Here is a 25,592-nt window from a genome sequence, read left to right as displayed (position 1 = left end):
CACCCACGCCGAGACTGTCGCGCAGGAGAGACTCAGCCGATTTTGCGGTCGCGGTGCTTGCGCCGAGACGCGAGTTCGTCCTCGGGCGCGGCGATGGATTCGCCGCCGTCGGCCCGCTCACCTGGGAAGTCGGCGATCGCGCCGGTCAGTTCGCGCATCGCGCCTGACACCGCGATGCCGAATACGCCCTGGCCACCCTGAAGCAGGTCGACGACCTCTTCGGCCGAGGTGCACTCGTAAACGGTGGTGCCGTCGGAGAACAGCGTGATGTTGGCCAGGTCGCGAACACCGCGCTGACGCAGGTGATCGACGGCGACGCGGATGTTGTGCAGTGAGATACCGGTGTCCAGCAGTCGCTTGACGATCTTGAGGACCAGGATGTCCTTGAACGAGTACAGCCGCTGGCTGCCCGAACCGGCTGCGCTGCGGATCGACGGGACCACCAGCGAGGTTCTCGCCCAGTAGTCCAGCTGCCGGTAGGTGATTCCGGCGATTTGGCATGCGCTGGGACCGCGGTAGCCGACGAGCTCATCGGGCACCGAGTCATCGGGGAACAGACCCCCTTGAACGGGTGCACTGGTCACGGTGATTCCCGATTCGGCGGGACCGCTGGTCGAGGACAAATCGAACTCCTCTTGACGTGGCGTGTCTCCCACTTTCGAATCCTCTCGCCGGTCGAACTCGCGACTGTGACCTGCATGGCAGCACATTTGCCCAAGCCCGAATGTGTCGAGCATACGCTTTCACCGAGCCTGCGACTGCCCATCAGCAGGTCCGACTCCCAAAGTATGGCTGCCCGATCGGCGGTTAGAAGAAACCCGCGCCGCGTGTCGAGTCTGAAGAGACGCTTCCGTGACAAAACGCCTGCGAAAGGGGCCCCGCAGGGTTCAGGTCGCCTTGAAGTCGTCGGGCGACACGCTGTCGAGGAATTCCTTGAACTTCTCGACCTCGTCCTCGCGCACTGCGCCGGTGGCTTCATCGTCGTTCTCATCGGGGATCAGCAGGCCGGCCTCGGCAAGCACTGCCTCTTCGACGTAGATCGGCACTCCGACCCGCAGCGCGATCGCCACCGAATCCGACGGGCGCGCCGACACCTTGATGTCCCGATCGAAGACCAGGTCCGCGTAGAAGGTGCCTTCTTGGAGATCGACGATGCGTACTTCCTTGAGCGAATGACCAAGGGCGCCAATGACATCTCTGATCAGGTCGTGAGTCAGTGGTCGCGCGGGCTCCACGCCCTGCTGTTCGAGCGCTATGGCCGCGGCCTCCGACTGTCCGATCCAGATCGGCAGGTAGCGGTCGCCGTTGGACTCGCGCAGGAGCAGCACCGGCTGATTCTGAGGCTGCTCCACGCGAATGCCGACCACACGAACCTCACCCATCTGTGTCCGCCCTTCGCGCAATAGCCTGCAAAATTTGAGTCTAATCCTCAGCGGTCAAGTACGTCGCGCACCGCCGACTTGATCAACGACGTGTGCAACGTAATGGCCAGCGCGGCCACCTCACGCGCCAGATCGTCGGCGCGGTCCCTTGCCCCTGCCTTGCCTGCCTTGACGACGGGTCCGGCGATCTGGGCGATCAGATCGGACTGGCGGTCAGCCGCCGAACGGAACGCACGCAGGTGGCGCGGCTCGACACCGTACTCCGCCAGCGCGCGGGCACATTGGGCGATCGTCACGGAGTGTTCGTCGAAGAAAGTCGCGGTGGCGCCCTTGAAGGAGGGAGTGATCACGCCCGCCTTCACCAGTGCCGTCAGAAGTTCGTCGTCGACGCCCGAGCGCGCCAGCAGATCCTCGCGCGACAACCGCACCTGAGTCTGCGCAACGGCCGATCTTTCGGCCGCACCGTTGTTCTCGGGATCCCCGGAAACCGTCACCAAACGCGGTACGCCGTAGGCGGATCCGGTCTGCGGCAATTCACCGTCGGGCTGCGCGTCCAGCGCAGATTTGATGACCTTCAAGGGCAGATACTGGTCGCGCTGGGCAGTCAGGATGAACCGCAGGCGAGCGCAATCATAGGCGGTGAACCGCCGATAGCCCGACGCCGTGCGCTCCGGCGTGACCAGTCCTTCGGCTTCCAAGAACCGGATCTTGGAGATGGTCACGTCCGGGAAGTCCGGTCGCAGCAGATCGAGGACCGCTCCGATCGACATCCCAGTCAGAGCGGGGGTGTCGGGCTGGCTCATTTACTCGTCGCGGGAGCGCTCATAGGCCACTAGCTGGCACCGTCGTCACTCTTCGGCCCGGTGAGGAACACCAGTCGGAACTTGCCGATCTGCACCTCGTCGCCGTTGGCGAGCACCGCGGAGTCCACGGGTTCGCGGTTGACGTAGGTGCCGTTGAGGCTGCCGACGTCGACGACCTGGAACTCACTGCTTTCGAGTCGGAACTCGGCGTGACGGCGGCTCACAGTTACATCATCGAGGAAGATGTCGCTGTCGGGATGGCGACCCGCCGATGTGGTGGGCTGGTCGAGAAGGAACCGTGAGCCGGCGTTGGGCCCGCGCTTGACGACGAGCAGTGCCGAACCCACGGGCAGGCCCTCGACCCCCGTAACCGCACCTTCGGCGCCCGCCGCCGCCGGGGCGTCCAACTCGTTGAGGAAGTCCGCGCGGAAAACCGAAGTCGTTTCCACGGTGAGATCGTCAGACGTCTGGTCCGCCCCAGAATTCTGGTCCTTGTCCGTCACCCGCTGCTCCTCACTGGCTGCTGTGGCGTTTCAGTGCAATCTGGCCAAACCCTCGGCCGAAGTTCGTCTGGTGTCGACCGTACCGCGAGGTGGACATCGTTGTGTCCACCACCGCCGGATCCGCCTCTGGTTGGTATCCGGTCTTGGGTGAACCCTAACAACCCGTCATTCGGTGACGGTGGCGCGGTAGCCGTCGGCGTCCAGAAGCTTGCCCAACCCGTCCGCCAGCGCACCGGCTTCGACCTGCAGGTCCAGCAGCCAACCCCCGCCGTAGGGGTCGGAGTTGACGAGCTGGGGGTTGCCCTCCAGATCACCATTGACAGCAACGACTTTCGCGCTGAGCGGCGCGTAGAGGTCCGAAACCGACTTCGTCGATTCCACCTCGCCGAACGACTCGCCCGCGGCCACGTCGGCGCCGACGTCAGGCAGCTGGACGAAAACCACGTCCCCCAGCGCTGACTGCGCGTAATCGGTGATTCCGACGCGGACGGTGTCGTCGCCGGTGGGCTGCACCCACTCGTGTTCCTCGGTGTAGTACAGATCGGCTGGGATTTCGCTCACGGCGCTCCTTGGTCTCTTTCGCGGTTCACCGCTTGGTTCTCATTCGCGGTTCACCGCTTGGTCTCATTCGCGGTTCACCGCGGTGTTGTTGTTCGCACTTTCACTACTGCCTCGCGCACATCTCACTTGACTGGCTGAGCGTATTGGCGAGGTTTCGGTTGCCGCAAGGCGGTGACATCTACTCGGTCCGACTGCTGCACCTCCATCCCGCCCCCGACGCGCTCGACACTGTCCATTGCACCACCGGGGATGTTCATGGCCGCGGCGAGCGTCGCCGGATCACCAATCGCCAGAACCGAATACGGCGGGTTGAGGGTCACGCTGTCGGCGACCAGTGCGCCGGGGGCACCGACCACCCAGGTGTCCAGCCCCACCCGCACAGCCGATCCCCCGCCGCGAATCTCGATCGCCTCGGCCCCCGCGTTGCGTAGCTCGTTGATCACGTCGAGCATGGTTTCGGGCGGCACGCCGGGGGTGGTGTCGGTGATGGTGAGCGTCACACCCGGGCCGGTCGCGGGCACCGTGCCGATCAGAATCGACAGCGCGGCCAGTCGGGCCTGCGCATTCTCGATCGCCGCCTGATCGCTGGTTCCGGACGCCTGCAGTTCCGCGAGGGTGCGCTGCAGGTCGGCCACTTCGGTGTTCAGCGCGGCCTCGCGTTGCTGCAGCGAGTCCAGCAGGACCAGCAGGTCGGCGGGCCGGGCCGTCTCGAGCGAGTCGCCCGAGTCGGTCTGCCGAACCTGGGTGATGATCGCCAGGCCCAAGAGCACACACAGCAGGACCGCGAGAGCGCCGAACACCACCTGCGACCTGCCACGCCGCGCCACCCCGACAACGCCGCCGCCATGCACGTCGCCGATCTCGGGCGGCGGCGCATCCGGCGGCAGTTCGTGGCGGCCGTGCTGATCAGCTTCGGCCGAGTGCTGCGGTGACTCGTCGGTCATCAGACGATGTCTCGACTCGCGCTCATGCGCCGAACAGTCTGCGCCGCAAGGCGGCTGCATTTCCGAAGATCCGGATCCCGAGCACCACGATGATCGCGGTCGACAGCTGCGTGCCGACCCCGAGTTGGTCGCCCACGTAGACGATGAGCGCAGCGACCAACACGTTGAACACAAAGGACACCACGAACACCTTCGAGTCGAAGATGCGTTCCAGATAGGCCCGCAGACCACCGAATACGGCGTCGAGCGCGGCGACGACGGCGATCGGCAGGTACGGCTGGACGAACTCGGGCACGTCGGGGTGGAACACAAGCCCGAGCACAATGCCGATGACGAGTGCGGCGATACCGATCATGTGTACGGCTTCATCTTCTGGTCACTGCCCAATCTCCTTGGCGAAGTTGACATCCCGAACCGGACTCGCCGGCAGGGTGAGCGCATCGGAGGTGCTCACCGTAACTCCAACACCGTACGAGGCTTCCAGGAGCCGAAGGCGGTGCAAGCCGGGACTGCGCTCGAAGGCGTCCTGCACCGCGTGCGGTGGTCCGATGGCGAGAATGACGTAGGGGCTGCTGATCGGTTGATTGTCGACCAGGATGCTTCCGCCCGCCTGCCGGATCGTCACGTTCGGTCCGATGCGCACGCCGCCCACTGAGATCGCCTCCGCGCCGCTGACCCACAGCGAATTGACCACCTGCTGGAGGTCGCGGTCGAGAATCACCTGCTGGCTGCCGGGGACGCGCTCCTTGGACACATCGCTGAGATCGGTGGACATTCCCGGATCCGTGACGGTGATCTGCAGACCCGGTCCGATCACCGGGGTCGCTGCCGCGGCGAGGTTCGACTCGTCGAGTCGGCCGAGAAGCAGTTGGCCGCGCGCGTCACCCTCCAGTCGTTGGCGCTGCTCGGTATCCACCTCGGCCGCCAGCGCATCACGTCGGCTGGAGACATCAGCGACCGTGGCTTCAGCCGAGCGCACGCTGCCGGAAAGCACATGTTGTGTCTCCCGCACGCCGGGAGCAGTCGAGCGGGCCTGGGCGACCGCGACGACGAACACCGACGCGATCAGGAACGCACCGGCGATCTGCCAGCCCCACGTCTGCCATCGCTGCCGCTCTTTGCCCTGCTGTTTCGCCTCAGCCGCCGCCTGGTAGCCGGGATCGAGGTGGTCGGACAACAGGGACGCCAACAGCGACGGCACCGGGATCAGCGTCGGCTTGTGCGCCGCATGGGCGCTGCGTCCGGCTTCCGGGTCGAAGCCGCCGAGGTGGGTCATCATCTGGCGGCCTCAACGCCCCACTTTGGGCATGTGGCGCATCACCATCCCGACCTGAATCAGATACAAAACGCCCGACCACAGATACATCGCCAGGCCCCAGATCAGGAAGGCCCACCCGCACGCGAGAATCACCCGGCTCCACAGTGCATCCCACTGACCGAGCAGGATGAGCGGGAGCCCGGACATCAGCGCGAAGGTCGCCGCTTTGCCGATGTAGGTGACCGGCAGCGCGGTCAGTCCCCGGCTGCGCAGCAGCGGCAGCGTGGCGGCCAGCACCACATCGCGTCCGAGCAGGGTCAGCACGATCCACCACGGCACCGACCCGTGGATCGCGAGGGCGATCGGGATGGCCACCATGTAGATGCGGTCCACCGCCGGATCCAGCAGCTCACCGAGTCGCGACGATTGATTGTCGACCAGGCGTGCGATCTTGCCGTCGGCCCAGTCCGAGAATCCACTGAACATGAGCACGGCCACGGCCCACGCGTTTTCGTGCGCCACCAGCAGCAGCCAGAGGAAGACCGGCACCAGCACCAGACGCAACGCACTGAGCACGTTGGGCACCGTGAACACCCGAGATTCAGCCGTCCGCGGCTCCGGTGTCTGATGTCGCCGGCTGGGCGGCTCCGTCATGCGTAAAACCTAGCGGAACACCCCGGGCAGATTCAGCGCCGAGTCATCGGAGAGCGGGTTGTCGTGGACCATGTAGGTCCACGTGGAGGTGGGCCGCGCGAGCTTGGACAGGTCGATACCGGGCTCGTCCTCGATGGACGCGGCGGTGTCGAAGGTCTGCTGGGCGGCCTCGATCGCATCGGCGGCCAGGGAGCCGAACGCATCGACGGCCATCCGGTGGAATTCGTCCAACGGGTTCTGCCGACCGAGCGCCCGCAGATGGATGCTCTCCCGGATATCAGCCAGGAACGCCAAGTGGTCGGCCCAGCCACGGTCCAGGTGATACAGCATGATCAGCCGGCAGATCTTCTCCAGCTTCTCCTCGCCGATGCCCTCCACGAGCGCGTCGTAGCGGTCCGGCGATAACTCACGCAGCTCGTCGCGTGCGGTCGGGGTGCGCAGCAGCTTGTTGCGGCGCTCCACCAGGATGGCGCGCTGCTGGGCGATCAGCTGGTTGTAGCGCCATGTTTGGGCGTGCACTTCCAGCAGGTGCCCCTCGGCGATGCGTTGCGCGTTGTCGAGCTGGCTGGCCGCGCGGGGGTTGACGATGCGACCGTCCTCGTCGGTCCGCATCGGCAGCTTGCTCGTGTCCAGGTGAGCGGTGACCAGGTCGTCTTCCCAGCTGGAGAAGAACACCGAAGATCCCGGATCGCCCTGGCGTCCCGCGCGCCCGCGCAGCTGATTGTCCAGTCGCTCGGTTTTGTGGCGTCCGGTGCCGATCACATGCAGCCCGCCGAGTTCGGCGACCTTGTCATGGTCGGCTTCATCGGACCCGCCGAGCCGGATGTCGGTGCCGCGGCCGGCCATCTGCGTCGACACCGTCACCACCCCGAGCGCGCCCGCCTCAGCGATGACGGCGGCTTCCTCCGCGTCGTTCTTCGCGTTGAGCACGACCGCCGGCACCCCCGCCTTGACCAGGCGCTCGTGCAGGTCCTCGGACTCGGCGACATCGCGGGTACCGACCAGCACCGGCTGACGGGTTTCGTGCACGTCGACGATATGCTCGACGATCGCTTCGTTCTTGGCAGCCGCGGTGACGTAGACCCGGTCGGTCTCATCCTCACGAATGTTGGGGGTATTCGGCGGGATTGGAGACGCGCCGAGCTTGTAGAACTGGCGCAGCTGCTCGCCGGCGGCCAAAGCGGTACCGGTCATCCCGCACACCGTCGGGTACCGATTGATCAGGGCCTGCACGGTGATCGTGTCGAGCACCTCGCCGGTCTCGGTCGTCTCGATGCCCTCCTTGGCCTCGACCGCGGCCTGAAGGCCGTCGGGCCATCGCTGCAACTGCGCGATGCGGCCACGGGAGGAGTTGATGAGGTGCACCGCGTCGTCACGAACGATGTAGTGCACGTCGCGTTGCAGCAGCACGTGAGCATGCAGTGCGACGTTGACCTCGGTCAGGGTCGAGCCGACGTGTTCTTCGGAGTAAAGGTCGATGCCGCCGAGCTTGGCCTCCAGCTTCCGCGCGCCGGTCTCGGTGAGGTGCACATTGCGGCTGTCGGAGTCGGTCTCGTAGTCCCTGTCCTCGATCAACTCGCCGACCATCCGGATGAGCTCGACCCTCGGTGTCTCGCGGTGGGTGGTGCCCGCCAACACCAGCGGCACCAGCGCTTCGTCGACGAGCACCGAGTCGGCCTCATCGATCAGCGCGACGTCGGGGTTCGGCGACACCAGATCGCTCACGTCAGTGACCAGCTGATCGCGCAGTACATCGAAGCCGATCTCGTTGACCGAGCCATAGGTCACGTCACACTTGTAAGCCTCGCGCCGCTGGTCGGGCGTCGAGTCGGAGGTGACCCAGCCGACCTTGAGGCCAAGGGCCTCCAGCAGCGGCCCCATCCATTCAGCATCGCGGCGTGCCAGGTAGTCGTTGATGGTGATGATGTGCACGCGGCGGCCGCCGATGGCATAGCCCGCCGCGGCGATCGCACCCGACAGGGTCTTGCCCTCACCGGTGGCCATCTCGACGACGTCGCCGGCGAGCATCCGCAGGGCTGCCTGCAGCTGCACATCGAACGGTCGCAGCGCGGTGGCCCGATTGGACGCCTCCCGCGCGATCGCCAGGAACTGCGGGATGTCATCGGAATCGGCAAGGTCGTCCAGGTTCAGCAGCTTGGCGGCCTTGCGTAGTTGCTCATCGTCGAGGTCGGTGGCCTTCTCGTCGAACTGTGCCGAGTCGCCGACCTGGGCCATCGACGAGGCCTGATCCCTGTCTGTGCTCGCGCCGAGCATCCGCCAGAACCGATTGCTGACACGCCCCGAGGTGCGGGTCTTGGTCTTCGCCACAGCTTTACGGTACGCGGCCCGTGCGCGCGTCTGACGCATGCTCAGTCGCTGAAGTCGATGCGCACGGAGTCGGCGACCGCTTCGAAGCCGATGTTCTGGTAGATGGCGTTCGAGGTCGGGTTCGCCAGGTCGGCGAACAGTACGACGTCGGCGACCCCGCGGCGTCGCGCCAAATCCGCCGCCGCGGCGGTGACGGCGGAACCGTATCCATTGCGTCGGTGAGCCAGCGGGGTGAAGACGGGCCCGATTCGTGACACGTCGGCGCCGGGAGCGCGCAGCATCGCCATGCTCACCGGGACACCGCCGGCTTCCCACAGCACGAACTGGTCGTGCTTGTCCTTCGCGCCGTCGACGAAACTCGCTCCCGCGGCGTCATCGCGTGGATGACCGAATGTCTCTCCGAAGAAAAGCTCCACCCAGTCGACGAGCATCTCGCGGTCCTCGTCCACCGCGAGCCGAGCCGCGCCGGCGACGGCATCCGGCACAACCAAGTCGCCCAATCGGTAGAGCCGCTCTTCGACGATCACCTGACCGATTCGGCCGGTAGCGACGCGCCACTCGTCGGCGAACGCGTGTGTGGTGTCGCGCACGCCGCGGACGCCGTCCAGCGCGGGGCGGACTTCCATGACCGTACGGGCGGCCACCTTCACCGAGTCGGCCGGAATCCCGGTGCATACCAGTGGATACGGTGGAGTCTGAATCGCCGCGCCGAGCGGAGTGCCGTCGTCCCACACCGTGAGCAGGAGCAGGTCTTCGGGAAACCTACCGGCACCGAGCAGTGTCAGCTCGATCGTGTGCACGACGGGGTCGCGCCGATACAGAGGCTCGGCGATGGCGCGGAACTCCTCGACGGAATCGTGCAGCCGAATGTCAACCACTCATCCAGGGTGACCGCCACGGGTCGGCTGCGTCCATCGAATTTCTGCACCGGCGTGCACAAAATGCTGCTGCGAAGCGCGGGGACACGCACCATCGCGGAAGTGCGGTCGCGCTCGAGCGTCTCAGCCGAGGTTGGAGCGACGCGGGTAGGCCACCGTCGGGTCGGTCAATGTGTTGACGACCGCGGGCAGGCCGGCAGAGAACGCCCGATCGAGCGCGGGTCGCAGGTCAGCAGGCGTCGCCACCAACTCACCGTGCCCGCCCAGGGCGGTGACGACTTCGTCGTAGCGGGTGCCGGGCCGAAGCTCGGCGACCACCGAATAGCCGTACAGCATCTCCATGGGGTGCTTCTCCAGACCCCAGATTCCGTTGTTGCCGATGACGGACACAACGTGGACTCCGTGGCGCACCAACGTGTCCCACTCCATGCCGGAGAAGCCGAATGCGCCGTCACCCTGCAGGAGCACGACCTGTCGGTCGGGCCGGGCCAGCTTGGCGGCGAGCGCGTAGCCGGGTCCGGACCCCAAACAACCGAACGGGCCGCTGTCCAGCCACGCTCCCGGCACATAGCTGTCGATGACCCGGCCGGCATATGAGCCGAAGTCGCCCGCGTCGATCACGACGATCGCATCACGGTCCAGCAGCGCGCTCACCTCCGCGTACACCCGCATCGGGTGCAGCGGCGTGCGGTCGTCGGCCAACTCGGAGGCCTCACCGGCCCGCAACGTGGTTTCCAGGGTGCGAAGGTCGGCGATCCAGGCTTCGTGGCCGGTCGGCGTCGCCCCCGTCAGTGCCGACAGCGAGGTTGTCAGGTCCCCGTACAGTCCCGCGGCGACCTCGCGAGGATGCGGGCGCCCAGGTTCGACCCGATCGGCGACGATGAGCGTGGTCTCGGTCCCGAACACGCCACCGAAACCGAGCCGGAAGTCCATGGGCACGCCGATCACCACGGCAACGTCGGCCTCCCGCAAGGCCTTCGACCGCGCGCGTGAGAACGCGAGGTCGTGGTCGGCCGGCACCGTTCCCCGCGCCATGCCGTTCATCAGGACCGGGATCCGCAGCGTCTCCGCCAGGCGCAGCAGCGCGGTTTCGGCGTGTCCCCACCACACGTTGGTGCCCGCCATGATGACCGGCTGACGGGCGTCGGTGAGCAGTCGGACCGCCACATCGACGGCGTTGCCGTCCGGCTGAACAACTGCGGACGGCGCTGCCAACGCACCGGGTCCGCCGCTGTCATGCGCCGCGCCGAACACGTGGTCCATCGGGAAGTCGACGAACGACACCCCCGTCGGTTGGCCGTCGGCACCCGCAGCGGCACGCAGCGCGTCGTCGATCAGCGGGCCGACCGCGTCCGGTGACTGGGCCGTCGCGGCGAACCGGGTCAGCGGTGCGACAAACGGAACGTGGTCGATCTCCTGCAGCGAACCCTGGCCCCAGCGCGCTGCGGGTGCCCGGCCGCCGAGTACCACCAGAGGCGACTGGTTCTGCTGAGCGGCGGCCATCGCGCTCATCCCGTTCGTGACGCCGGGCCCGGCCGTCAGCGCCGCGACCCCCGGGACACGGGTCACCTTCGACCAGCCCTCGGCCGCGAACGCCGCGGTCTGCTCGTGTCGGGTGTCGATCAGTCGGACATGTTCTGCCTGACAGCCGTCATATATCGAGAAAAGGTGGCCACCCGACAGCGTGAAGATCGTGTCGATTCCGCTGGCCCGCAGTCGCCGGGCGATCAGGTGTCCGGCATTGACCGTCGAGTCCGCCGCGGGCGGTGGAGCGTCGTTGCTCATGCGAGCAGCATAATCAGCACGTGCCCAACTCTTCGCGAACGCAAGTACTCATCGCCGGCGCCGGCCCGATCGGCCTCACCGCAGCCATCGAGTTGACCCGCCGTGGTGTCGATTGCCGCGTCGTCGACCCACTTCTGGAGCCGCTGCAGTACGCCAAAGCCGTTGGTGTGCAACCACGTACGCTCGAAGTCTTCGAATCCATGGGCCTGCTGGGCCGGGTCCTGGACGCGGCCATCGAGATGCATGGACAGATCGTCTACGTCAACGGTGAGCGAGTCGCCCAGGTCGATTTCGCCGTTCCGGCCGACGTGCCATTCGGTTTCACCGCGATTCCCCAGTACGCCACCGAGCGGATACTGCGCGAGGAACTGGCGTTGCGCGGTGTCGAAGTGGAGCGCGGTTTGCGGCTCACCGGGTTCGAACAGGACGCCGGCGGCGTACGCGCCACCTTGGCGGGCGACGGCGGTGAGCAGACGGTGCACGCCGATTACCTCGTCGGGGCCGACGGTGCGCATAGCGCCGTGCGCAAGGCACTCGGCCTGACGTTCGAGGGCGCGGCGTTCGAGGAGCAGTACATGCTCGGCGACGTCGAGGTGGACTGGACGCTGCTGCGTGGTTACGCCATCCGCGCCATGCATCAGACCGACGGCGCGACCGACGACCTGCTGGTGTGCATCCCCCTGCCCGGCCGCTGTCGGTACCGGATGTCGATGCTCGTTCCCGACGAACTGGCCGCCGCCCCGGCAGAGGGAATCGCGCACGGCTTCGAAGGCGACCGCAAGCCCGAACTGCACCACATCCAGGCGGTGCTGGACCGACTCTCGCCCGAGCCGACGACGGCGCGAAACCTGCGCTGGTCCTCGGTCTTTCGGATCAGCCACCGCATCGTCGACGCCTATGGCCGGGGCCGGGTGTTCGTCGCGGGCGATGCCGCACACATCCACCCGCCCACCGGCGCGCAGGGCATGAACACCGGGATCCAGGACGCGCACAACCTGGCGTGGAAACTCGCGCTCGCGGTGTCCGGACGTGCGGCGCCCGACCTGCTCGACAGCTACGACGCCGAACGTCGACCCGTCGGCGAAGAGGTCGTCGGCCGGACGGTGCGTAGCGCTCGTGAGGGCATCGGCGCCGATTCCACCGATGTCGACTACGTCATCCGTCGCGAAGCGCAACTGCTGATCAACTACGCCGACAGCCCCATCGTGGCGGCCGGAGCCGCTCGGCCGGCGACATCGGGCCTACGCGCGGGCGGGCGCGCACCCGATGCGAGGGGCCTCACCCGCGACGCGGTCACCGGACCCCTGCGGCTGTTCACATTGTTCGGGCCCGGGCACACCCTGCTGCTGTACGCCGACGACACCGCGAGGCCCGCTGACGTCGAACACTTCGAGCGGGCCGCCGATGCGGCGGCGGCAATCGCCTGCGGTGACCTGAACGTGTATCTGGTCGCCGCGCCGGGCGCCGACGTCGCAAGCACGGTGCTGCCGTTGGTGCGCGATGCGGAATCGCATTTCGCCACGGCATATTCGGCGTATTCGTCGGTGGGGCATTCCAGCTTCGTCGTCAGGCCCGACGGGTACCTCGGGTTCACCGGCGCACCCGCGGACATCGACGGCCTTGCGGCGCACCTGCGGGCGACGTTCAGCTGACCTGCTCATCACTCGCCACCGGGAGTTGAGACCAGTGGCAAGCCCGTAGCTGGCAGGCGAGGTACCTTGCCACAGTGGAAGAGGGAATGTTCGCCCCGACGCTGGACTGGGGACACGAGCTCCTGGTATCGCTGAAGTGGATCGGCCAGGCGTGGTTGATCGCCGCAGTCGTCACGCTGCTGATCTGTGTCCTCATTGCCAGGTACACGGTCTGGGGCAGGCAGTTCTGGCGCATCACCGGCGACTACTTCAAGGGCCCGGAGAGCGTCAAGGTGTGGCTGTGGCTCGCGGTGATCCTGCTGTCGGTGGTCGCAGGCGTCCGACTCTCGGTGCTCTTCACATACCAGGGCAGCGACATGATGACCAGCTTTCAGGTCGTGGCGTCAGGCGTTGCCGGTGGCGATGACGCGGTAAAGAACTCAGGACGCGACGGCTTCTATATGTCGATGTTGGTGTTCTCGGCGTTGGCCTTCCTGCACGTCGCACGGATCATGTTCGATCTGTTCGTCACCCAGCGCTTCATGCTGGCGTGGCGCGCATGGCTGACCGATCGGCTCACGGGCGACTGGCTCGACGGAAAGGCGTACTACCGCGGTCGCTTCATCGATGACACGATCGACAACCCCGACCAGCGAATTCAGTACGACATCGACATCTTCACCGCCGGCGTCGGCGGGCTTCCGAACACACCGGGAAACACTTCCACGTCGACGCTGTTGTTCGGCTCGGTCGACGCCATCGCGTCGATGATCTCGTTCACCGCGATTCTGTGGAACCTGTCGGGCACGCTCACGCTGCCGATCGTGAACTACGAACTCCCGAAGGCCATGTTCTGGATCTTGCTGACCTATGTGCTCTTTGCCTCGGTCATCGCGTTCTGGGTCGGTCGGCCGATCATCTGGCTGTCGTTCCGAAACGAGAAGTTCAACGCGGCCTTCCGATATGCGCTGGTGCGGCTGCGCGACGCGTCGGAGGCCGTCGCGTTCTACCGCGGCGAAATCGCCGAGCGGAGCGGTCTACGCAAGCTTTTCGCGCCCATCGTCGCCAATTACAAGCGGTGGATCAACAGGATGATGGGCTTCTACGGCTGGAACCTTTCGATGAGCCAGATCATCGTCGTGCCACCGTATTTGTTCCAGTTCCCACGGTTCTTCAACGGCGAAATCACCCTCGGCGCGATGAGTCAGTCGGCCTCGGCCTTCGGCAACATCGAAAACGGGCTGTCCTTCTTCCGGAACGCCTACGACGCCTTCGCCGGCTATCGCGCCTCGATCATCCGCCTCGATGGGCTGATGACCGCGAACGAAGAAGGCAGAGCGCTGCCGGAGATCACGACCACGCCGTGCAAGGACGGCACGGTGCAACTCGAGAAGATCGAGGTTCGCACACCGGACGGGAAGCAGCTCGTCAAGCCGCTCGACCTGCTCCTCGAAGTCGGGGACACGCTGGTGGTGAAGGGAGTATCGGGTTCTGGCAAGACCACGTTGCTGCGTAGCCTCGCCGAGTTGTGGCCGTTCACCACGGGAACATTGACCCGGCCGTGTGGACCGAACGAGACGATGTTCCTGTCCCAGATGCCCTATGTGCCCCTCGGCGATCTGCGCGCCGTCGTCACCTATCCGCTCGAGGTAGGCGAATGCGACGACGAGCTGCTGAAGCGCACGCTGGAGAAGGTGGCGCTGCCGCACCTTGTCGCGCGGCTCGACGAAGTCGAGGACTGGGCGAAGGTGCTCTCCCCCGGCGAACAGCAGCGAATCGCGTTCGCTCGGGTCTTGTTGACCAAGCCCAAGGCAGTGTTCTTCGACGAGTCCACGTCGGCCCTCGACGAAGGACTGGAATTCTTGGTGTACAACCTCGTTCGGACCGAACTACCCGACACCATCCTGGTCAGCGTCAGTCATCGTAAGGCGGTCGAGCAGCACCACACCCACGAACTCGAGCTCCTCGGCGACGGCGAATGGCGGTTCGGCCGAGTGGGGGGCGACGAACCGGCCCAGGTCTAGGCATGCGCGGCGTGCGCACCCGCGCGTCTGCCGAAGAACGACCCTTCGCCGAGTTGGGTGCCGCTGGCATAGCCCTTACCGTCTTGAGCGATGTTCGATGCGCACGCGCCGGCGGCGTACAGGCCGCCAATGGTGCTGCCGTCCTGGCGCAGCACCTGCCCGTCGATGGACACGTCGAGACCACCCATGGTGAATCCCGAGTACATCGCCACACCCAGTGAGAGGTCGAATGCCGCCCATGGGCCGTGATCTTGAGCGGCAAGGTATTCCGGCTGCTTGTGGAAGTCCGGATCCTCGCCACGGGCGGCGTTCTCGTTGTAGCGGTCCAGGGTGGCGGCCAGCTTACCCGCCGGAATACCCAGGGCTGCTTCCATTTCCGCCACCGTCTCGAATCCGTCGATGAACTTGATCAACGGCATCTCCGGCATCTGCATGTGCGCCTCGTCGACGATCAGGTAGGCCTGCTGATCGGGTTGCTCGAGGACATACGCCGATGTCCGTGAGTGGTAGGAGTCCTCGGTGACGAACCGCTGCCCCTGATTGTTGACTATGACGCCCGTCAACAAAATCTCCGGCGGGTACGCGGCCGCGGTGATGAACAGCCCGTCGAGGTTCTCTGCCGCGCCGCCGACCGATACGCCGAGACCAATGCCGAGTCCGTCGTCGTGAGGGTTGCCCAGAATGTAGGGTTCGACCTCGCCGTGGTGTTTGGTGCGCCGCTTCTGTCCCAGTGCCGGAGTGTGCTCGGCGACCATTCCAGCGTTCATCGCGAATCCACCCGCGGCGATGATCACCGCCTTGGCCTTGATCGCCCCGCTCTCGCCGAAGTGCTTCCAGCGGACTCCGACCACTTTCCTGTCCTGGGCGTCGCCGTCGACCACCAAATTGGTCACCCCGGTCTCGTACCGGATCTGCACGCCCTGATCGGTGGCCCGCTTGACGAGCAGGTCGATGACCATGGCGGCACCGCCCAACTCCCCCGGCACCGGAACCGAATGTCCGCGCGGCGCGGGTTTGGCCTGCTCGCAGTATGGCCACACTTTTTCGTTGCCGGTGTAGGACAGTCCCTCGGTGCCGGGCGGCACCACCACCTTGCCCTTCCAGTAGCTGCGTTCGAACTGAAAGCCAAGCGCTTCAAGCCAATCGAAGTGCTCGACGCTTTCGTCGCAGTACAGGCGGATCTTCTCGAGGTCGGGGTCGGCCGAAACCGCGACGAGGTATTTGTACATCTCGTCGGCGCTGTCCTCATGTCCGGTGGCCTGCTGTACCGCGGTGCCGCCGCCGAGATAGAAGTGGCCGCCGGCCATCGCGCTGGTGCCGCCGGCCGCAGCCGCCTTCTCCAGCACCATCACGTTCGCTCCGGCCGCCGCGGCGCTGACCGCGGCACAGCCGCCCGCAATACCGAAGCCGATCACCAGGACATCGACCTCGTCGGACCATGACTGGACATCGGCCGCGTTGACGGTGTCCGGAATGTCGAGACCGCTCACTGTTGCTCCTGTTTCACATAGTCAAAGAATTCTTTGATTTCGTTTGGGATGACGGCGATTTCGAGGTAAGGGACGCCGGCGTCGGCCGCCGAAAGATAGGCGAACCGCATGCCCCCCGGCATGATCCCCTGCGCCACGACGGGCGTGCCGTTGCCTTCCGCCTCACGCAGGACGGTGTCGAACGCCGCGGCGTCAGGTGCCTCGATACAGATATGGTGCAATCCCGGACCGGCGGTTTCGAGGAACTCGGAGTACACACTCTCGCCACTGACCGGCGCGATCAATTCGAGCTGCGTGTCGCCTGCGTAGCTGAACGAGATGTGCGCGGTGAAATCAGCGGGTCGGCCGCGGAATGTGCAGGTATCGGGCGCAAAGTGGACGTCGGGGATCCGGATCCACTTCCTGGCGCCCAACAGCGTGGTCAGCGCCTTTTCGGTGGCGTCGAGGTCCAGCGTCACCCACGCAATCTGGACAGGTGTCTGGGCATGCATCGCGTCGAGGATATCCCCGCCCGCTCCCGATGGCTAGAACGTGTTCTAGTTTGACTCCTCGCCAAGGTAGGCCGCCAGGCATCGCGCGGCCATTTCGCGGGCAGCCACTGGGTCCGTGCCGAAGGCCACGTTCGCGGCGCACCACTGGTCGCCGGACAGCGTGAGGAAGCGGCGACCATCCTCGGTGACGATCCACTGTTCGCCGAACGACGGGTCGATCGCCTCGCCGGTGGCCAAGTGGATCGCCAGCCCGAGCACCATCGAGTCCCAGCCCATCCCCACGGCGCCCGGCCCGAACTGTTCCCAGTGGTCGTCGACGTGGGCGATGTGCTCGATCACCAAGCGCGAACGATCCGGCCCCTCGCTGCTGACGCTGACATCTATCCAGCTGATGCCACCGCCGAATTCCCAAGTCGCGGTGAAGTTCTTCGGCGGATCGCACGTCAGCACCGTTCCCCCGGCCTGACCCTCCAACTGGTAACGACCGCCGACCGTCAGGTCACCCGAAATCGGCATCAACCACCGGGGAATGCGCTCGATGTTGGTAACAGCGTCCCAAAGGTCATCCCGGTTGGTGTCGTAGGACTGGCTGATGGTGACGACGTGTGCGTCCTTGGCATCGATGATGCGGGTCCCCAGTTTCCGCTCGACGGCGTTGATCTGATGCTCGACATCTATCTCAGTCATGTTGCCTTCCTTGGTTTCTGCGTTGTCGTTTACCGCGCGCGATCTCGGTCCCCAGTGCGTCGAGTCGCGGCGTCCAGAAGCGGCGGAAGCCGTCGAGCCACTCGTCGACATCGCGCAACGCCGTGCCGTTGACCGCATAGAGCCTGCGCTGGCCGTCCGGACGAACGGAGGTGAATCCGTTCTCCCGCAACACCTTGAGGTGCTGTGACACCGCCGGTTGGCTTATCGCGAACTCCGCCTGAACCTGCGCACCTATGGCACCGGCCGATAGTTCGCCCCCGGCGAGCAGTTCGAGAATGCGCCGACGTACCGGGTCGCCCAGTACATCGAACGCGTGCACGTCCTCAAATTAAAGTACTGACTTATATAAGTCAAGGCTGAACTACTTGGTCAGCATCTCTATCAGCAGCCGAACCTGGAGGTCGAAGGCGGCCGCGGGGTCGGTGAGCGTGTCCTGCCCGTACTGGCCGAACACCTCCAGGCCGATGGCTCCGACCAGTCCCGCCCACAGCAGGAAGCACTTGGCGACCGCGGAATCGTCGCCGGAAAAGGCGAACTCGGTGCGCACGCCGTCGAAATCCGACGACAACGGCTGCGTCACAGCGACGTCGGTCTTCGAGATCTCGCCTGCCACGATTGCCGCGGCGACGGCACCGAACAGTGCACCCACCACGCGGGTGCCCGGACCGACGGTGCGCTCTGCCGGCGCGCGGTAACCGGGCACGGGGCTGCCGTACAGCAGCGCCCAGCCCGCGGGGTGTTCGACGGCCCACCCTCGTGCAGCATGCGCCATGGCGTACAGCTGGTCGCGCCATGACTTCTCGGTCGCGCAAGCGTCGTCCACCGCGTCAGCCAACTCTGAATAGGCGTCGACGAGCAGCAGTGTCAGGAGTTCGTCGCGGCTGGCTACGTACCGGTACACCGCTGACGACACCATGCCGAGGTCACGTGCAATGGCCCGCAGCGACAGCCCGGCAGCGCCTTCGGTGACCAGGTGGCGGCGACCCAGTTCGACGATCTGGCGCTGGATCCGGTCGCGAGTGTCCTGCCGCTTACCCATACGGCCCAGTGTCGCACAAAACGAGAGCATTGCTCTTGATTTCTCATGGCCGCCGTGCCAGTCTGATGGAGAGCACCGCTCTCAAAACGAAGGAGATGGACATGACCGTCCGCTATGACCAGCCCACGGGCGCCGCCCGGGCCTTCAACGAAGTGTTCCGGCTGCTGGCCGAGGCCGGCATCAGCATCGCAGGCACGGTCGCAATTCGCGTGCGCGGCCGAAAGACGGGAAAGCGTCGTCCAGTGGTGGTCAACCTGTTGACCGTCAAGGGCCGCGACTACCTGGTGTCACCCCGGGGCAACACCCAGTGGGCCCGCAACGCGCGGGCAGCGGGCGCGATTGAGATGGGTCCGAGGTGGCACAACAGCGAGGTCCGCATCACCGAAGTTGACGACGACGCCAAGCCGGAGCTGCTGAGGCACTACCTCGACCGGTGGTTCTGGGAGGTGAAAGGGCACGTCGGTGGGCTGACCCCGGAGTCCTCGGACGCCGACTTGCGCGCTGCCGCACCGTCGATCCCGGTGTTCGAACTGCAGCGTTAGGGAAGAGGGGCTGACGCCGCGGAAATGACGTCCTGATGCGCCTGCTGGCTGGCGACGTGCCAGGAGACCGCGGCGGGGAACTGCCCCCAGGTGCTGTTGAACATTCCGACGATCGCGGCCCTGCCGTCGGAGGTGATGAAGTAGACCGGTCCGCCCGAGTCGCCCTTCTGGCTCACCACTCCGTTGGCCATCGTGAACCAGCCGTTGTACACGGCCTGGATGTTGCCGCAGGTTTCGCCGGTGACCACACCGAAGTGACATACCGGCAGACCGGGCGAGGGCCCTACTGCGGGATCGGACACCAGCGTCACGCCGCGGGGCAGGACGTTGTTGACCACGACGTCGGAGGCGAGATTGATGACTTCCCAATCGGTGATCTGGTGGTTGGTGTCGATGGTGGCGCCGTCGGGAGTGTTGTCCCGGAAAGACGCTTGCTGCCCGATGTATCGGCGGGCCCCGTCCTGCACAGTGCCGTCGCCGCGGCAGTGCCCCGCGGTGTAGGCGATGCGTGCGCCGGGGTCGACGAATCCCAGCGTGCAGGCGTTCGTGCCTTGGATGATCTGCATCCCTGGGAACACCACGACACCGGGATCGGCCTGGACCGGTACACCGGGAAGAGCCAGCGCGACGAGCGGAGCCGCGACGGCGGCAAATACGCGTATCCAGGTCCGGCGCATCGTCGGCCCCCTTTGGTCTCAAGTGTGTAAAGGCTACCGGCGTATCGCCAACCCCACAGGGCGAGCGCGAGAACTGAGAACCCCGCCCTACCAGGAGCAACTACACGACAGTGGTACTACTCCTGCCCATCGGCACAGATCACGGCGACGTTACAAAGCGGCAACGGCAACGCCACGGTGGCCGTCGCGAATCGGGTCAGGAATCGAAACCGAGTCCCAATGCGTCGAGCGTGCGCAGGAAGATATTGCGCCGACCCGCCGAGTGGTCAGCGCGGTCAAGTGACCACCGCGTCGCCTGGATACCGACGCTGGCGATCGGTTCGGGCGGGAACGGCATCGGGCGATCGCGCACCATCTGCAACTCGGTGCGTGCTGTCGGAATGCCCTCGAGAAGGTCCAGGCACACGTCGGCGGCGAACCTCGCCGCGCCCACCCCGAGGCCGGTGAATCCGTTGACATACGCCACCCGGTCGTCGCGGGCCAGACCCCAGTGCGCACAGAACCGCGTATTGGTGTCGATGGCCCCCGCCCAGCGGTGCGAGAACCGGACGTCGTCGAGTTGGGGGAACGTGATGAAGAAGTGTGCGGCGAGGCTGCGGTAGGTGGCCGGACGGTCCTCGTAGGCCGGATCGACCTTGCCTCCGAAGTGGTATACGGCGTCATAGCCGCCCCACACGATGCGGTTGTCTTTGGTCAGGCGGTAGTAGTGAAACTGGTTGGCGCAGTCCCCGATTCCCTGCCTGTTTCGCCATCCGATGCGGTCCAGCTGCCCATCGGTGAGCGGCTCGGTGGACAGTACGTAGTCGTACACCGGCACGGTATGCAGCCGGTTGCGTCGCAGCAGGCTCTTGTAGACGTTCGTCGCCAACACCGCCTGGCGCGCCGTGATCGTCGCCGTCGCGGTCTGCACCCGCAAGGCGGATCCGTCGGTGTCCAGCCCGGTGGCGTTCGCGCGTTCGTAGATCTGCACGCCCGCATCCGTGCACGCCCGGGCCAGTTCGAGGGCCAGCTTGGCTGGATGGACGATGGCGCAGCTGTCTGGGCTGAACAGGCCTGCGAGATAGGTCGGCGAGTTCGCCTCCGCGCGCACCTGCTGCGTATCGAGAAAGCGGCCTTCCCCGGAGTCCGCAGCGTGCCGCAGCCACTCGACCTGATGCGGTTCGGTGGCAACCGAGAGCATCCCGGTGCGCTGCCATTCCGCGTCCAGCCCAAGGCGCTCGATGTCTGATTGCATGCCGTCGAGATTCTGCAGGCCCATCGCATCGAGCGTGTCGATCTCGTTGGGCCAGCGCGTCTTTCCGTTCTCAGCTCCATGCGTCAGGCTGGCGTCGACAAAACCGCCGTTGCGTCCCGACGCCGCCCACCCGATCCGGTTCGCCTCGATCAGCACGATCCGTCGATCCGGATGGCGCTCGGCGGCGTGCAGCGCCGTCCACAGCCCGGTGTAACCGCCGCCGACCACCAGGAGGTCGCAGCTGACCGGCGCGGTCAGCTGCGGGTACTCGGGTCGCCGAACATCCAGCCACATCGAGCCGAAGTTGCTTGCCACAAGCGAACGTTCGACCAACTGAGGGTCAACGGGGCCGTCGAAAACCGTCTGCACATCGCGGAGACTACGGGGCTAATGGCGGCAGCGTCGAAAAATCCTAGACGCGAACCTTCGCATGCTCATCGACGCGACGCTCGGCGGGTTCCCAGCCCGGCGGACCGAAGGCGTAGCCGAGCTTGTCGCGCCATCGCGACGCCCGCCGGACATCGCGGAAGATCGACACGTACTCGTGTGTCTGCAGCGTCCAGATGTTGTACGTATCGACCTGCTTGGTCAGCCCATAGTTCGGGCGTGCATCCTCGGCCTTGAAGCTGCCGAACAGCCGGTCCCAGAGGATGAAGATGCCGCCGTAATTCTTGTCGAGGTACTGCCGATCCATGCCGTGATGAACGCGATGATGTGACGGCGTATTGAATACGAATTCGATTGGTCGCCAGAGCTTTCCGATGCGTTCGGTATGGATCCAGAACTGATAGACCAGGTTGATCGAGAAGCTTGCGAACACCATCCACGGGGGCACACCGAGCAACGGCAGCAGCGCCCGCAGGAACACGTCGCCGCTGATGTTCCACTTCTGGCGCAGCGCGGTCGCGAAGTTGAAGTACTGGCTGGAGTGGTGCGCCTGGTGCGTCGCCCAGATCAGGCGGACCCGATGGGCAATGCGGTGATAGAAGTAATAGAGAACGTCGACACCGACGATCGCGATCACCCACGTGTACGAGGCGGTCGCGGGCAGATGCCACGGCGCGACGTAGACGTAGAGTGCGGCATAGGCCACCAGGGCGACGGCGTTGAGGGCGCCGCTGGTCGCGATCGATACGAGGCCCATCTTGATGCTCGCCCACGCGTCGGGCTTCAGATAGGAGCCCGCCGGGGCCCGGCCCGCCTCATCATGGACCAACTTCCCTGCGCTGACCCACTCGATGATCAGCAGGATCAGGAAGAACGGAATGGCGAAGGTCACCGGGTCGTGCATCAGCGGCGGCAGCACGTCCGACAAAACACGTGACCAGTCCACGGTGACACCTCCGGCGGCAAGTCTAACTTTCGGCCTTGGTTTCCCTTGGATCAGGCACATCGACGATCGGCAACCAGAACACCTTCACGAACGGCTCAGCCCATCAACGAAAGCTGAGCACCTCGTCACCCCAGGCCACCCGCAGATCACGGTCCAGGTCATCGACCACTCGGTCCTGGGCGTCGATCAGCAGCGATGCGCGGTCCTCCTTGCTGTAGGGGCGCCATTGCGGATCCCCCGCCGGGGCCGACGGATTGCCGTCAACCGCGAAGCTCACCCAGCGCCTGCGCATCCGCGCCGACACGGTCTTACCCGCCTTCAGCCCGCCCAGTTTGAACGTCGGATCCTTGGGCCCGGCGACGAGATTGCCCCACACGTACGGCAACTCCGTGGCGTGGGCTGCGCCGAGGCGCAGCAGCCGCAACATCGGGGTCGCGAAGTCGAAGCGGTAAAGGTAGACCGGCGCCACTTCACGATGGCCCTCGGCGAACCAGATCGAGGGCATCCGGAAACCGATGTCGCGGGCCACCCCCATACCGATCGTCTTGGGCCGGCCGCGGTAAGCCGTACGAATCTGACCTTCACTGGGGAGCCGCAGGGCTGGCTGCTCGGCGGCGATTTCGGTGAACATCGCCCGCAACGCCTGCGGGGTGATCGGCATCAGCGGCGACTTCATCCAGCGGAACAACGCAGCCTCGTGCTTGTTGGTGCCGATGATCAGCGGGACCGGATGTGTGCGCCCCTCCCTGGCCAGCTTGACCGGGTGCGCGGGGACGACGTCGCCGTCGATGATCGGCGCGAACGCCAGTGTCCCCGGCGAGCGGACCGGCACGTCGTCGAAGACCTTTTTGGAGGCCGCGAGCACCGCTTCGATGGGAATGGCGGGCAGGCGCCCGGCGTCGCCCCTTCCGACGTCCAACGCGTCGAGGAACAGGGCGGCGACGCGCTGGGCGCGCTCTCGGTCGTAGATCGAGGTGGCGGGCGAACTCTGGGCGATCGCGGCGGAAAACAGCCCGGCGGCGGCCGGGCTGGCCAACAATGTCGTCACAATTCCTGCGCCCGCCGACTCGCCGAACAACGTCACGCGTTCGGGGTCTCCCCCGAACCCGGCGATGTTGTCACGCACCCATTGCAGCGCGAAGAGCACGTCGCGCAGTCCAAGGTTGGTCTCGAACGCATCGCCGAGCGCCGACAGGTCCATCCATCCCAGCGCACCCAGCCGGTAGTTGACCGTGACGATGATCGCGTCTTCGCTGCCCGCCAGCGCGCCACCGTGATAGAGCGTCTGCGCCGCCGAGCCGAGGATGTAGGCGCCGCCATGCAGCCACACCATGACCGGCTTGCGGTCCCCCGCCTCGGTGTCCGACGACGCCCACACGTTCAGCGTGAGGCAGTCGTCACCCTGCGGCGCACCGAGGTCAATGGGAATCCTTGGATCGGTGGGCTGTCGGCACGCGGGGCCGACGCGCGTCGCGTCGGCCGGTTCGGTCCACCGTTGCGGAGCCACCGGTGCCCGCCACCGCAGGTCCCCTGCCGGCGCCGCGGCGTAGCGAAGCCCCTTCCACACCTTGAGTTGTCCGTTGTCGACACCACGAACGGGACCGTGGGTTGTGTCGACCACCGGCCGCTCGTCCGCGGCACGTCGCGTGTTGGCCTCCGCCGTCACCGCTTGACCTCCTCAACCCGATGGGACACAACCACCCCAGAGTACGCGCGCGTACCGCGGTGGCGGCTCACCGAGATGGTATATATGGTTGTGTGAGTGTCACATTTCTACCGCAACGAGAAAAGCTGCGCCGCCGCATTGTCGAGGACTTCGAGAAGGGTGCGGGTCGTCACGACGATCCGGCGGTCTACGGCGGACCGCCTGGTGATCCCGGCTTGCTCGGGCCGGACAGCATGTCGTGGGAGATCAACGCCGACCTGGCCTCGGTCGCTCAGGCCGGGTTGCCCGCGATCGTGCTGGAGATCCTGCATCCGTCCGTGGTCGCCGGTGTCCAGGATCTGTCCAACTACCGCGACGATCCCTTCCAGCGCGCCCGCGCCACCCTGGGCTATGTGCTGAGCACGACGTTCGGCAACACCGCGGCCGCGACCCGCGTCATCGAACGTGTCAAACACGTGCACTCGTTCGTCAATGGCATCCGCCCCGACGGTATGCCGTACCGCGCACTTGATCCTGAACTGATCGCCTGGGTGCACACCTGCATCCCGTGGATGATCCTGCGCACGTACGCGCACACCAAGCGCCCGCTGTCGCGCGAAGAGCAAGACCGCTATCTGGCCGAGCAGGCCGTGATCGGCAGGATGGGCGGCGCGGACTGGGTGCCGACCACGGCCGCCGAACTCGACGACTATGTCGAGTCGATGCGACCGAAGCTGAGCGTGAACGCGCAGACCCGGGAGTTCATCGACTTCTTGATGTCCTCGCCATTCTTTCCCGACCTACCTGGGCCGGTGGATCGTCAGCTGCACCGGTTCACCATCTACGCCGGCATGAGCCGCGCACCGGAATGGGCGCGCGAGCTCATCGGGTACGACCGTCCGTCAGCGCTGACCCGCAGGCTCATCGACCCCGCACTTCATCTCGACGCGCGGCAATTGCGCTGGGCGGTCGGGACGCCGCGGTATGCCCAGCTCGCACACGAGCGCGCCGCCGGTGTGCGCCCGAAAGTGGCCGTGCAGTGATCGACGCCCAGCTGATCGAGGTCGTCGGAGGCGCTGTGTCCATGGGCAAGGCCGGCGGCAGCGTGGACGAGTCGGCCGACAAGACCAGCCAGCGCATTCTCGATGCCGCCCTGCAGGAAGCAGCAGCCGTTGGGCTGCAGAGGATTACCGTCGAGGACGTGGTCCGGCGCGCCGGCGTCTCACGGATGACCGCCTACCGCCGCTATCCCCGGCGCGACGATCTGGTCGAAGCGCTGGTCCGCCGCGAGACGCAACGGTTCCTCGGCGCGGTCGCCGATGCCATCGACGCCACCGATGATCCGCACGAGGGGGTGGCCGAGGCGTTCATCGCCGCAGTCACGTTCGCCCGCGAGAATCCAATGCTGCGCCGCGCCGGTCATGTCGAGCCGGCACCGATCGATTCGGCCGAACTGTTGAAGATGGGGTCGGCCTTCATCGCCAACTACATTCACGGCGAAGCGCCGGGGAAACCGCCGCAGCGGGTCCGCTGGGTTGCCGATGTGTTCGCCCGGCTGTTCTTCACCTATATCGCGGTACCGCCGTCCGACCCTGACTTCGGCGACGACGCCGAACTGCGGCGGTTCGCCCACGAGGTACTCACGCCGATGGTGGAGCGCGCCATCTGAAAGCGATGGCATA

Annotated in this window: 26 protein-coding genes; 5 read left to right on the top strand and 21 right to left on the bottom strand. The window is 65.9% G+C overall.

The genetic code is table 11. The annotated features are described in order from the left end of the window. Positions 1 to 32 precede the first annotated feature (32 nt). The 12 genes from CSQ99_RS11545 to CSQ99_RS11490 form a co-directional block, all read right to left on the bottom strand. Positions 33 to 656 carry a MerR family transcriptional regulator gene (locus CSQ99_RS11545; protein ID WP_006243654.1) on the bottom strand — a complete coding sequence of 208 codons (624 nt, stop codon included), beginning with the start codon at positions 654 to 656 and terminating at the stop codon, positions 33 to 35. Between the two features lie 231 nt (positions 657 to 887). Continuing rightward, positions 888 to 1,382, bottom strand: a complete 495-nt coding sequence (locus tag CSQ99_RS11540) for a bifunctional nuclease family protein (protein WP_099039175.1) — start codon at positions 1,380 to 1,382, stop codon at positions 888 to 890. A gap of 47 nt (positions 1,383 to 1,429) precedes the next feature. Beyond that, complete coding sequence (ftsR, locus tag CSQ99_RS11535) at positions 1,430 to 2,185, bottom strand: transcriptional regulator FtsR (RefSeq protein WP_099039174.1); 756 nt, start codon at positions 2,183 to 2,185, stop codon at positions 1,430 to 1,432. A 29-nt stretch (positions 2,186 to 2,214) separates the two neighbouring features. Continuing rightward, positions 2,215 to 2,688: a glycogen accumulation regulator GarA gene (gene garA / locus CSQ99_RS11530; protein ID WP_099039173.1), complete on the bottom strand. Its 474-nt coding sequence runs from the start codon at positions 2,686 to 2,688 to the stop codon at positions 2,215 to 2,217. Positions 2,689 to 2,853: 165 nt separating this feature from the next. Beyond that, on the bottom strand, positions 2,854 to 3,249 hold the full coding sequence (gcvH, locus tag CSQ99_RS11525; RefSeq protein ID WP_099039172.1) for a glycine cleavage system protein GcvH: 396 nt from the start codon (positions 3,247 to 3,249) through the stop codon (positions 2,854 to 2,856). Between the two features lie 122 nt (positions 3,250 to 3,371). Continuing rightward, the gene (locus CSQ99_RS11520; protein ID WP_099039171.1) at positions 3,372 to 4,193 is read right to left on the bottom strand and encodes a DUF881 domain-containing protein; all 822 of its coding nucleotides are present in this window, start codon (positions 4,191 to 4,193) and stop codon (positions 3,372 to 3,374) included. Between the two features lie 22 nt (positions 4,194 to 4,215). Then, positions 4,216 to 4,548, bottom strand: a complete 333-nt coding sequence (locus tag CSQ99_RS11515) for a small basic family protein (protein WP_006243660.1) — start codon at positions 4,546 to 4,548, stop codon at positions 4,216 to 4,218. A gap of 21 nt (positions 4,549 to 4,569) precedes the next feature. Further along, the gene (locus CSQ99_RS11510) at positions 4,570 to 5,469 is read right to left on the bottom strand and encodes a DUF881 domain-containing protein (protein ID WP_099039212.1); all 900 of its coding nucleotides are present in this window, start codon (positions 5,467 to 5,469) and stop codon (positions 4,570 to 4,572) included. A gap of 12 nt (positions 5,470 to 5,481) precedes the next feature. After that, positions 5,482 to 6,105 carry a CDP-alcohol phosphatidyltransferase family protein gene (locus CSQ99_RS11505; RefSeq protein ID WP_099039170.1) on the bottom strand — a complete coding sequence of 208 codons (624 nt, stop codon included), beginning with the start codon at positions 6,103 to 6,105 and terminating at the stop codon, positions 5,482 to 5,484. A gap of 9 nt (positions 6,106 to 6,114) precedes the next feature. Then, positions 6,115 to 8,472 carry an accessory Sec system translocase SecA2 gene (gene secA2 / locus CSQ99_RS11500; RefSeq protein WP_099039169.1) on the bottom strand — a complete coding sequence of 786 codons (2,358 nt, stop codon included), beginning with the start codon at positions 8,470 to 8,472 and terminating at the stop codon, positions 6,115 to 6,117. A 2-nt stretch (positions 8,473 to 8,474) separates the two neighbouring features. Beyond that, a complete protein-coding gene (locus CSQ99_RS11495) occupies positions 8,475 to 9,311 on the bottom strand; it encodes a GNAT family N-acetyltransferase (protein WP_099039168.1) in 837 nt (278 codons plus the stop codon). 123 nt (positions 9,312 to 9,434) lie between these two features. Continuing rightward, entirely contained in the window at positions 9,435 to 11,096 is a 1,662-nt protein-coding gene (locus CSQ99_RS11490; RefSeq protein WP_099039167.1) for an acetolactate synthase, read from the bottom strand. A gap of 20 nt (positions 11,097 to 11,116) precedes the next feature. On the opposite strand from CSQ99_RS11490, the gene CSQ99_RS11485 reads away from it, so the two are divergent. Continuing rightward, the gene (locus tag CSQ99_RS11485; protein ID WP_099039166.1) at positions 11,117 to 12,748 is read left to right on the top strand and encodes an FAD-dependent monooxygenase; all 1,632 of its coding nucleotides are present in this window, start codon (positions 11,117 to 11,119) and stop codon (positions 12,746 to 12,748) included. An 86-nt stretch (positions 12,749 to 12,834) separates the two neighbouring features. Further along, positions 12,835 to 14,751, top strand: coding sequence for an ABC transporter ATP-binding protein/permease (locus CSQ99_RS11480; RefSeq protein WP_099039165.1), 1,917 nt, complete (start codon positions 12,835 to 12,837; stop codon positions 14,749 to 14,751). Here CSQ99_RS11480 and CSQ99_RS11475 read toward each other — a convergent pair. From CSQ99_RS11475 to CSQ99_RS11455, 5 genes are read right to left on the bottom strand one after another with little or no spacing between them, the layout of a single operon-like run. Continuing rightward, positions 14,748 to 16,241, bottom strand: a complete 1,494-nt coding sequence (locus CSQ99_RS11475; RefSeq protein ID WP_099039164.1) for an FAD-binding protein — start codon at positions 16,239 to 16,241, stop codon at positions 14,748 to 14,750. The two genes, CSQ99_RS11480 and CSQ99_RS11475, sit on opposite strands and share 4 nt — an antisense overlap. Next, positions 16,238 to 16,732 carry a VOC family protein gene (locus CSQ99_RS11470; protein ID WP_099039163.1) on the bottom strand — a complete coding sequence of 165 codons (495 nt, stop codon included), beginning with the start codon at positions 16,730 to 16,732 and terminating at the stop codon, positions 16,238 to 16,240. Before CSQ99_RS11470 ends, CSQ99_RS11475 begins: the two co-directional genes overlap by 4 nt. 45 nt (positions 16,733 to 16,777) lie before the next feature. Next, the gene (locus CSQ99_RS11465; protein ID WP_099039162.1) at positions 16,778 to 17,419 is read right to left on the bottom strand and encodes an SRPBCC family protein; all 642 of its coding nucleotides are present in this window, start codon (positions 17,417 to 17,419) and stop codon (positions 16,778 to 16,780) included. Then, complete coding sequence (locus tag CSQ99_RS11460) at positions 17,412 to 17,759, bottom strand: ArsR/SmtB family transcription factor (RefSeq protein WP_099039161.1); 348 nt, start codon at positions 17,757 to 17,759, stop codon at positions 17,412 to 17,414. The genes CSQ99_RS11465 and CSQ99_RS11460 overlap by 8 nt, the downstream gene beginning before the upstream one ends. A 42-nt stretch (positions 17,760 to 17,801) precedes the next feature. Beyond that, positions 17,802 to 18,479, bottom strand: a complete 678-nt coding sequence (locus CSQ99_RS11455) for a TetR/AcrR family transcriptional regulator (RefSeq protein WP_099039160.1) — start codon at positions 18,477 to 18,479, stop codon at positions 17,802 to 17,804. Positions 18,480 to 18,580: 101 nt separating this feature from the next. Here CSQ99_RS11455 and CSQ99_RS11450 point away from each other — a divergent pair, with 101 nt between their 5' ends. After that, positions 18,581 to 19,021, top strand: a complete 441-nt coding sequence (locus tag CSQ99_RS11450; RefSeq protein ID WP_099039211.1) for a PNPOx family protein — start codon at positions 18,581 to 18,583, stop codon at positions 19,019 to 19,021. On the opposite strand, the gene CSQ99_RS11445 is transcribed toward CSQ99_RS11450, so the two are convergent. The 4 genes from CSQ99_RS11445 to CSQ99_RS11430 form a co-directional block, all read right to left on the bottom strand. After that, positions 19,018 to 19,698, bottom strand: a complete 681-nt coding sequence (locus CSQ99_RS11445; RefSeq protein WP_099039159.1) for an Rv1815 family serine proteinase — start codon at positions 19,696 to 19,698, stop codon at positions 19,018 to 19,020. The two genes, CSQ99_RS11450 and CSQ99_RS11445, sit on opposite strands and share 4 nt — an antisense overlap. Positions 19,699 to 19,894: 196 nt before the next feature. Further along, positions 19,895 to 21,301: an NAD(P)/FAD-dependent oxidoreductase gene (locus tag CSQ99_RS11440; RefSeq protein ID WP_099039158.1), complete on the bottom strand. Its 1,407-nt coding sequence runs from the start codon at positions 21,299 to 21,301 to the stop codon at positions 19,895 to 19,897. Positions 21,302 to 21,344: 43 nt separating this feature from the next. Continuing rightward, a complete protein-coding gene (locus CSQ99_RS11435) occupies positions 21,345 to 22,265 on the bottom strand; it encodes a sterol desaturase family protein (protein WP_176560981.1) in 921 nt (306 codons plus the stop codon). A 103-nt stretch (positions 22,266 to 22,368) separates the two neighbouring features. After that, on the bottom strand, positions 22,369 to 23,931 hold the full coding sequence (locus tag CSQ99_RS11430; RefSeq protein ID WP_099039157.1) for a carboxylesterase/lipase family protein: 1,563 nt from the start codon (positions 23,929 to 23,931) through the stop codon (positions 22,369 to 22,371). Between the two features lie 92 nt (positions 23,932 to 24,023). Here CSQ99_RS11430 and CSQ99_RS11425 point away from each other — a divergent pair, with 92 nt between their 5' ends. Both CSQ99_RS11425 and CSQ99_RS11420 read left to right on the top strand, forming a co-directional pair. Continuing rightward, a complete protein-coding gene (locus tag CSQ99_RS11425) occupies positions 24,024 to 24,953 on the top strand; it encodes an oxygenase MpaB family protein (protein ID WP_099039156.1) in 930 nt (309 codons plus the stop codon). Beyond that, positions 24,950 to 25,579: a TetR/AcrR family transcriptional regulator gene (locus CSQ99_RS11420; protein WP_099039155.1), complete on the top strand. Its 630-nt coding sequence runs from the start codon at positions 24,950 to 24,952 to the stop codon at positions 25,577 to 25,579. The genes CSQ99_RS11425 and CSQ99_RS11420 overlap by 4 nt, the downstream gene beginning before the upstream one ends. Positions 25,580 to 25,592: the final 13 nt, after the last annotated feature.

It is taken from the genome of Mycobacterium neglectum (genome assembly GCF_002591975.1).
Lineage (GTDB): Bacteria > Actinomycetota > Actinomycetes > Mycobacteriales > Mycobacteriaceae > Mycobacterium > Mycobacterium neglectum.
This window is presented reverse-complemented; position numbering and strand designations above follow the sequence as displayed.